At 38.1% G+C, this 8,620-nt stretch carries 6 protein-coding genes and 2 pseudogenes; 5 read left to right on the top strand and 3 right to left on the bottom strand.

Annotated features, from left to right (window positions below; genetic code table 11):
• The 5 genes from AC1DG9_RS03690 to AC1DG9_RS03670 form a co-directional block, all read left to right on the top strand.
• On the top strand, positions 1–417 hold a 417-nt coding region (locus AC1DG9_RS03690), incomplete at its 5' end, for a transketolase family protein (protein ID WP_477634317.1).
• A gap of 27 nt (positions 418–444) precedes the next feature.
• Positions 445–1,005 carry an RNA polymerase sigma factor gene (locus AC1DG9_RS03685; protein WP_172661208.1) on the top strand — a complete coding sequence of 187 codons (561 nt, stop codon included), beginning with the start codon at positions 445–447 and terminating at the stop codon, positions 1,003–1,005.
• A gap of 34 nt (positions 1,006–1,039) precedes the next feature.
• Positions 1,040–1,567, top strand: a complete 528-nt coding sequence (locus AC1DG9_RS03680) for a hypothetical protein (protein WP_477634316.1) — start codon at positions 1,040–1,042, stop codon at positions 1,565–1,567.
• 12 nt (positions 1,568–1,579) lie between these two features.
• Complete coding sequence (locus tag AC1DG9_RS03675; RefSeq protein WP_172661210.1) at positions 1,580–2,026, top strand: hypothetical protein; 447 nt, start codon at positions 1,580–1,582, stop codon at positions 2,024–2,026.
• A 35-nt stretch (positions 2,027–2,061) separates the two neighbouring features.
• On the top strand, positions 2,062–3,255 hold the full coding sequence (locus tag AC1DG9_RS03670; RefSeq protein ID WP_477634315.1) for an aspartate aminotransferase family protein: 1,194 nt from the start codon (positions 2,062–2,064) through the stop codon (positions 3,253–3,255).
• Here AC1DG9_RS03670 and AC1DG9_RS03665 read toward each other — a convergent pair.
• The 3 genes and pseudogenes from AC1DG9_RS03665 to dnaE all read right to left on the bottom strand — a co-directional run bounded on the left by AC1DG9_RS03665 (position 3,252) and on the right by dnaE (position 8,577).
• Complete coding sequence (locus AC1DG9_RS03665; RefSeq protein ID WP_172661212.1) at positions 3,252–4,172, bottom strand: DUF58 domain-containing protein; 921 nt, start codon at positions 4,170–4,172, stop codon at positions 3,252–3,254. The genes AC1DG9_RS03670 and AC1DG9_RS03665 overlap by 4 nt on opposite strands.
• Before the next feature lie 62 nt (positions 4,173–4,234).
• A pseudogene (locus AC1DG9_RS03660) lies at positions 4,235–4,400 on the bottom strand (thioredoxin family protein).
• Positions 4,401–4,550: 150 nt separating this feature from the next.
• Positions 4,551–8,577, bottom strand: a pseudogene (dnaE, locus tag AC1DG9_RS03655) (DNA polymerase III subunit alpha).
• Positions 8,578–8,620: the final 43 nt, after the last annotated feature.

Here is an 8,620-nt window from a genome sequence, read left to right as displayed (position 1 = left end):
AAATTCGAAATCGGTAAAGCATGGATGGTAAATGAAGGTACTGATGTAACCATTATTGCTACCGGACACATGGTTTGGAAAGCCATTGAAGCTGGTGAAAAATTAGCAGAAATGGGAATTGATGCTGAAATCATCAATATCCACACCATTAAACCTTTAGATGAAGCAGCAGTTCTGAAATCTGTAAAGAAAACAGGATGTGTGGTTACTTGCGAAGAGCACAATAAGTTTGGCGGATTAGGAGAAAGCATTGCAAGATTACTTTCAACTGAGCTTCCGTCTCCTCAGGAATTTGTTGCTGTTAACGACAGCTTCGGGGAAAGTGGTACTCCTGATCAGTTAATGACTAAATACGGATTAGATTCAATTAATATTATTGAAGCAGCTCAAAAAGTAATTAAAAGAGCAAAAAAATAAATTACCTATCCAACCAAAATAGAATAAATGAAGCAGGTTGAAGATTCAGAGATTTTAGAGAAGTTCTCAAACACAAAAACTCGCGATGAAGCCTTTAACCTGCTTTTAAATAAATATCAACAAAAAATTTACTGGCACATCCGACGCCTGGTAATTGATCATGACGATGCGGATGATCTGGTACAGGATGTGTTCATTAAGGTTTGGAAAAATCTCGATTCTTTCCGCAGCGACTCGCAGCTTTATACCTGGATATACAGGATTGCTACCAACGAATCTATCACCTTTCTCAATAAAAAGAAACAAAGAAACAATACTCCTTTAGACGAGGTATCTGATGAACTGGCAGAGACCCTGATAGCTTCATCTTATTTTAATGGGGATAAAATACAGCTAAAACTACAGCAAGCATTATTAACTTTACCTGAAAAACAAAGACTTATATTTAATATGAAATATTTTGATGAACTTAAATATGAGGAAATTTCGGAGATCACTGGCACCAGTGTAGGTGCTTTAAAAGCCTCTTTTCACATAGCTGTAAAAAAAATTGAAGTTTTTATGCTAAATGAAGACATTACCTTTTAAACCTTTTGGCAATTAATGCATCAATACATTTGTAATGAAACAAGATTTTGAAAACGATGAATGGATGAAGGGAGTTCGGGAAACCGGGTTTACTACTCCTGCGCATTATTTTAATGAATTGAGCGAAAGTRTCAATGCCAGAATTAGTACTGAAAAATTAAAATCTGTTATTCAAAATGATGGGCATACTGTACCAGATCATTACTTTGAAAAATTGCAAGCCAATATTTTAGCAAAAACAGTAGGTGAAACAAAACCAATTGCAAAACCTAAAGTTATACGCTTATGGAATTCCCATCTCGTTAAGTACGCTTCGGCAGCCTGCTTTTTATTAATAACTGGCGTAGGTTTGTATTTCAACCAACAGCAAAGCCCTGCGCAACAAACAGTTTCTTCAGATTTGGCCACAGAGCAAATGTTATACGACATAGATGAGCAAGTAATTATAGATCACATTAGCAGTACCGATATTACACAGCCTAAGTCCACAGTAGCAGATACTGATTTAGAAAATTATATACTAACTAATTATTCGCAGAATGAGCTTGCAACAAGTTTATAATTTATAGAAGAAATGAAAAATTTAACCATTATAGCATTCCTTTTCGCATTTCCATTTCTTGCAATGGCACAAAAGCCAGATGACAAGAAACGCGAAGAAATTGAATCTTATAAGATTACTTATTTAACGCAAAAACTTGAGCTTTCAGCTGAAGAAGCTAAGATCTTCTGGCCAATCTACAATGATTACCAAAAAGAACAATCCCAACTGCGTAAAGAACGTGGACAAAAGATGATCAGTTTCAGAAAAATGCCCGAAATTGATGAACTTTCTGATAGCGAAGTGCAAACACTTATTGTTAATGATTTTAGCTTTAAACAAAGAGAACTAAACCTCGACAAGAAATATTACGCAAAACTAAAAGCGAGCTTACCCATTAAGGTTATAGGAAAATACTATAGAGCACAGGAAACCTTTAAACGCGAACTACTATCAAGATACCGTAATAAAAGGCCTTAAAAAGGTGTGTAGCAAAATAATTCTTAACTTTGTGTATGCTTACACAACGTCAGTTATTTCTTCAACATAACGCTCAAACCACATTAGAACCTCTTCTTTTAGAATTCAATAAAGCCAGCGGAATGTATCTTTATGATACTGAGGGCAAAAAATACCTCGACTTAATTGCCGGCATTGGCGTTAGCAATGTTGGCCATTGTCATCCTGCCGTTGTGGAAGCAGTAAAAAATCAGGCCGAAAGTTACATGCATATCATGGTATATGGCGAGTTTGTTCAAAGTCCACAAGTCAATTTTGCCAAAGCCCTTGCAGATGTTCTTCCTGCCAATTTAAATTGTACTTATTTTGTAAATTCCGGAGCAGAAGCCGTGGAAGGCGCAATGAAGCTTGCAAAACGCTATACAAATCGTACAGAGATTATTTCCTGCAACAATTCCTATCATGGCAGTACTCAAGGTGCGTTAAGCTTAATGGGCAATGAGGAGTTTAAACAAGCCTACCGCCCTTTATTACCTCATATTAAATTTATTGAATACAACTCCCTAACTGATCTGGATCTCATCACTACAAATACCGCAGCAGTATTTATTGAAACCATACAGGGTGAAGCAGGAATTAGAATTGCCGATAAAGCCTATTTTAAAGCGCTTAGAGAGAAATGCACTGCTACCGGTACATTATTAGTGCTTGACGAAATACAATGCGGTTTTGGACGAACTGGTAAACTATTTGGCTTTGAACATTTTGACATTGTACCTGATATTCTTTTACTGGCCAAAGGTATTGGTGGCGGCATGCCTATCGGCGCCTTTATCAGTTCAAAAGAGATCATGATGACTCTGGCAACCAACCCGATACTTGGCCACATTACAACCTTCGGCGGTCATCCTGTTAGCTGCGCCGCTGGCCTGGCAACATTACAGACCATTCTTCACGAAAATATTGTTGACGGGGTAACTGAAAAAGGTGAGCTATTTAAGAAATTACTGGTACATCCGGCAGTAAAGGAAGTGCGTGGTAAGGGTTTAATGATTGCCATCGAGTTTGAGAACTTCGAAACAAACAAAAAGATCATTGATGCTTGCATTGCTGATGGCGTAWTAAGCGACTGGTTTTTACATTGCAGCAACTCTATGCGTGTAGCCCCTCCACTAATTATCAGCAACGAGGAAATTGAATACGCCTGTTCTGTTATTTTAAAGAATACCGAACTGGCAACAAATCCTTAGCTCATCTTTTGTCTTTTAATGAGGTAGGCCTGCAATATGGGATAAAACCCGGCAGAAATATCGGCATCAATCATATCGATCTTATATTGAGTGCACTTAAGCTGAATAGCTTGTCTATAACTGTTCATTTTTAACAGATACGATTCTTTTACTTTGGATGTATGCGCCTTAAGAGTGGCACCGGTTTCCATGTCTACAAACTCATAGGGTCTGTTCTCAAAGCCGAAATCTACTTCCTTTGATTTATCGGTAACATTAAAAATAATTACTTCGTGCTTGTTAAACTTTAAATGTTGCAGTGCAGAAAACAACGCTTCAGTTTCGTTCTCATCCTGCATGGTATTCAGCATATCACTAAAAACTACCACTAATGAGCGTTTATGAATCAATTCCGCTATCTGATGCAATGCCTGATCTACATTAGTTTTTACATCCATCTTTTGAGATTTTAATATCCCTTCCAGATGTGTAAATAAATATTTTTGATGTGTCGTAGTAGATTTCGCCGGAGTATTTAATAATAAATGATCTGTAAAAAGACTAAGACCAAAGGCATCACGCTGCCGTTTTAATAAGTAAATTAATGCTGCAGTGGCTTGTATCGAAAAATTGAGCTTATTGTATTCGTTTACCGGAAAATACATAGAAGATGATACATCTATGATAAACTGGCAACGAAGGTTGGTTTCCTCTTCGTACCTTTTACTGAACAGTTTATCTGTTCTGGCAAACAGTTTCCAGTCAATATTCTTTACACTATCACCCACATTGTAAAGCCTGTGCTCTGCAAATTCAACCGAAAAGCCATGAAATGGACTCTTATGAAGACCGGTAATAAAGCCTTCTACCACCTGTCGGGCAAGAAGTTCTAAATTACTGTTAAAGTGTAAGGATTGTTCATCAAACGGCGATTGCATATTGTAAATATAAAAAAAGCGTTCATAAGTTATGAACGCTTTTTAAACTAGTATATGTTGAGTTATAATAACTGCTTATCTAATTTCTGTGCTAATACAGATTTCGGAACTGCACCAACTTGCTTATCTACAACCTGACCGTCTTTAAGCCCAAAAATCAACCAAAACGGGTTTATCTGATTTTAATACAACTTCCTCGAAGTTTGCATCTGTAATTTCCAAAGCCATAATTCTTATTTTTATTTTATTTTTTTCTATTGAAATCAGCGGTTAAAAGCCTGTGGCATAAACTCTGTGAGTATAAACTTATCAGGCTATTGCTGATGCAAATATATAATCAATTGTAGTGCCATCTACTTTACTAATGCCAAAATGACATTAGTTCAACTTAGGATGAACATCCAAACTCTGCAATTGTTCTAAAAGTTGATTACTAGGATTGATTTTAACCGACTTAGAAGGCATTTTAATGTTCACATTCTGTTCCCTATCATAAACCTCAAAAAGTAGCTGGCAATTTTGTTGATCAGTATTGGCCTTATTGTCTTCTAATATCGCATTAATTTGAGTCATAAAGTCATCGTCTATCCTTTCAAGCGGTACCTGAATTGTTACAGACTTGGCTAACTTATCCCTTAATTCCGAAAGYAGGTTAATCGAAGTGATCTTAAACTCCCAATCGCCCTCTTTTCTAAACCGTTCTCCAACCCTTCCGCGAATCTGCAGAAAATAACCATCAGTAAGAAACTGCTTAAATTTAATGAAATCATCACCAAACAAAGCAAGCTCACAGCTGTCATCATAGTCTTCAAAAACCATAGTTCCAAAAGGCTTTCCGGTTTTGGTCATCCTTTGAGCTGCCACCACTACCAATCCTCCTACAACTAATTCTCTGTTTTTTATCCCTTCAAACTCTGCAAGTACCTCTTCATTTGTATCACCAGTTCTTATTTTGTTAATCACAGAAAGATGCTTAACCTTTTGCTGGCAAAATTCCTTTAATTCTAAACGATAATTATCAAGTGGATGGCCACTCAGAAATATCCCAATAGCATCCTTTTCAAATTTCAACCGATCAATTAAACTCCATTCCGGTGCAACAGGAAGTGATGGTTCTGAAATCATATCGGCAACCGAACCTCCAAATAGAGACGATTGAGATGAGGATTCATTATTTGAAAAATCGTTGGCAAACTTGATAAGCTTCTCAATACCGTTCATTTTCTCATTTAAACCCACAAAAAAGTACTGTGCACGATGATAACCGAAGCCATCAAATGCACCACTATAAACAAAGCTCTCATATGCTTTTTTGTTTACAGTACGAGTATTGGATCTTTTAGCAAAATCATGAACATCTTTGTACATACCATTAACATTACGCTCTTCGATAATACTTTCTACCGCCTTATCACCAACTCCCTTAATACCAGATAAACCAAAACGAATTTCACCTTGAGTATTTACAGAGAACTTAATGTCCGACTCATTAACATCCGGGCCTAGTACCTGAACTCCCATTTGTTTACACTCTTCCATAAAAAAGGCAACCTGTTTAATGTCACTCATATTGTTTGACAGCACAGCAGCCATATATTCGGCCGGATAATGAGCCTTTAAGTAAGCCGTTTGGTAAGCAATCCATGCATAACAGGTAGAGTGCGATTTGTTAAAGGCATAGGATGCAAATGCTTCCCAATCTTTCCAAATCTTTTCAAGCGTAGCGGCGTCGTGTCCTTTCTCTGCGGCCTGGGCTACAAATTTAGGTTTCATCTTATCCAGTACATCCTTTTGTTTTTTACCCATTGCCTTACGCAAAACGTCGGCTTCACCTTTGGTAAAACCTGCAAGTTTTTGCGATAAAAGCATCACCTGCTCCTGATATACGGTAATACCATAGGTTTCCTTTAAATATTCTTCGCAGGCATCAAGGTCATACTTAATCTCTTCTTCTCCGTTTTTCCGGCGCACAAAGCTTGGGATATACTCTAAAGGTCCAGGACGATACAGCGCATTCATGGCAATTAAGTCGCCAAAAACAGTAGGCTTCAGCTCCTTCATGTATTTCTGCATTCCGTTGCTCTCGTACTGGAAAATACCTATGGTTTCTCCCCGTTGGAAAAGCTCATATGTCTTTTCATCATCGATAGGGAAATTATCAGGATCAAGATCTACCCCATGGCCGAGTTTAACAAGCTTTACTGTATCCTTAATAAGGGTTAGCGTTTTTAACCCCAAAAAATCCATTTTTAACAAACCCGCACTTTCCACAACAGAGTTGTCGAACTGCGTTACATACAGATCAGAATCCTTAGCTGTAGAAACAGGAACGAAGTTCGTAATATCATCAGGCGTAATAATTACCCCGCAAGCATGTATACCTGTGTTACGTAATGATCCTTCCAGAATCTGTGCCTGAAGAATGGTTTCGGCACTTAGGTTTTTAGCTTCAGATAATACCTTTAATTCTAAAACCTTTTCATATTCATCTGCTCTTAAAGCACCTTTTAAAGTCTTTTCATCAAGCGTAAATATTTTGGCAAGCTTCATATTAGGTATGAGCTTGGCTATTTTATCAGCTTCAAAAAGTGGCAGATCCAGTACACGTGCAGTATCTCTGATCGAAGATTTTGCCGCCATGGTACCATAAGTAATGATCTGAGCAACCTGGTTTGATCCATATTTTTTAATTACATAGTCCATTACCCTGCCACGGCCCTCATCGTCAAAGTCGATATCAATATCGGGCATGGATACACGATCCGGATTCAGGAAACGCTCAAAAAGGAGGTCATATTTAATCGGATCTATGTTGGTGATCCATAAGCAATATGCAACCACCGATCCCGCAGCTGAACCACGACCAGGTCCAACAGAAACATCAAGGTTTCTTGCTTCAGCAATAAAATCCTGTACAATAAGGAAATAGCCTGGATAACCTGTTTTTTCGATAGTCTGCAACTCGAAATCAAGTCGCTCAATAATTTCCGGTGTAAGCTCGCCATACCGTTTTTTAGCACCTACATAAGTTAGATGACGCAGGAATTTGTTTTCTCCACGTTTTCCTCCATCTTCTTCATCCTCGGCAACTAGAAACTCTTCGGGGATATCGAACTTAGGCAAAAGAACTTCACGGGCGAGTTTATAGATCTCAATTTTATCTACAATAGACTGTATGTTTAAGATTGCTTCAGGAAGATCAGCAAAAAGTGCCTTCATMTCATCCGAAGATTTGAAAGTAAAAACCTCTGGTATAGGCAATGGACGACATTTTTGCCAGATTATGATAGCCATTTTTATTTTTGGCCAGCAATACCATCTGATAACCATCATCTTTACGTTTTTTGTCTTCATGGTTCTCGCATACAAAAAACTCACACCCAACTATTGGTTTTAAAACAACATCAGTAGGTTCCTCTCCTTTTTCTACAGCAGCAGCATTTTTAGCCTCTATGGCTTTATTATGATTGAGTACCTGGGTTACAAAATGAAAGGCTCCCATCATATTTGCATGATCGGTCATCGCTACAGCTGGCATTTTCTCGGCGGCCGCCGCCTTTATAAGCGCAGGAATATTAATGGTCGACTGTAGAACAGAAAACTGCGTATGGTTATGTAAATGCGCAAAAGAAGCGTTTTTAAGCTCTTCTTTATTACCTGCGAGTTCCTGTTTAGAAGGTCCACCGCTGGTTTTTTGCAACCTTTTCCTGATATCATCAGAGGCCGACTTAAGGTTTATATGTGTTAAACCGATGCGGTTTATTACCCCTGGGTTCTTTTCTTTAAAAAGACGTAAATAGTTCTGGTCTGTCTGTAACTGATCAGGTCGGAAGGCATCAATTTTGAGAAGTTGAAAAAAGCAACGTGTGGTTGCCTCTACATCGGCAGTGGCATTGTGTGCTTCCGAAAATGGCTCACCAAAAAGGTATTCGTGAAGTTCCGTTAAATTAGGTAGTTTAAACCTGCCTCCTCTACCCCCGGGAAGACGCAACAGCTCGGCCGTAGTTTCTGTACAGGTATCAAGAACAGGCATCTGTGCCATCGGACTTTCTACACCCATCCTATGAAACTCGCATCCCATAATATTAACGTCGAAACCAATGTTCTGACCTACAATAAATTTTGCCTTAGAAAGTGCAATATTAAACTTCTCTAACACCTCCTGTAATTCAATTCCTTGTTCCTGCGCAAGTTCAGTTGAAATGCCGTGAATACGTTCGGCATCATAAGGAATATTGAATCCGTTAGGATTTACAAGATAATCCTGGTTTTCGATAAGATTACCAAACTCATCATGAAGCTGCCATGCAATTTGAATACACCTGGGCCAATTATCTGTATCAGTAATCGGGGCATTCCAATTGCGTGGTAAACCTGTAGTTTCGGTATCAAAAATCAAATACATATTGTAATCAAATTACTCGTTTCGGAATTCAAGAATGGAAGTC

Source organism: Pedobacter sp. 05L430, assembly GCF_056397585.1.
This window is presented reverse-complemented; position numbering and strand designations above follow the sequence as displayed.

Excerpts from the sequence above, each read along its gene's own strand:
- AC1DG9_RS03685 (WP_172661208.1), top strand. The coding sequence starts at position 445 with ATGAAGCAGGTTGAAGATTCAGAGATTTTAGAGAAGTTCTCAAACACA.
- AC1DG9_RS03675 (WP_172661210.1), top strand. The coding sequence starts at position 1,580 with ATGAAAAATTTAACCATTATAGCATTCCTTTTCGCATTTCCATTTCTT.
- AC1DG9_RS03665 (WP_172661212.1), bottom strand. The coding sequence starts at position 4,172 with ATGCAATCGCCGTTTGATGAACAATCCTTACACTTTAACAGTAATTTA.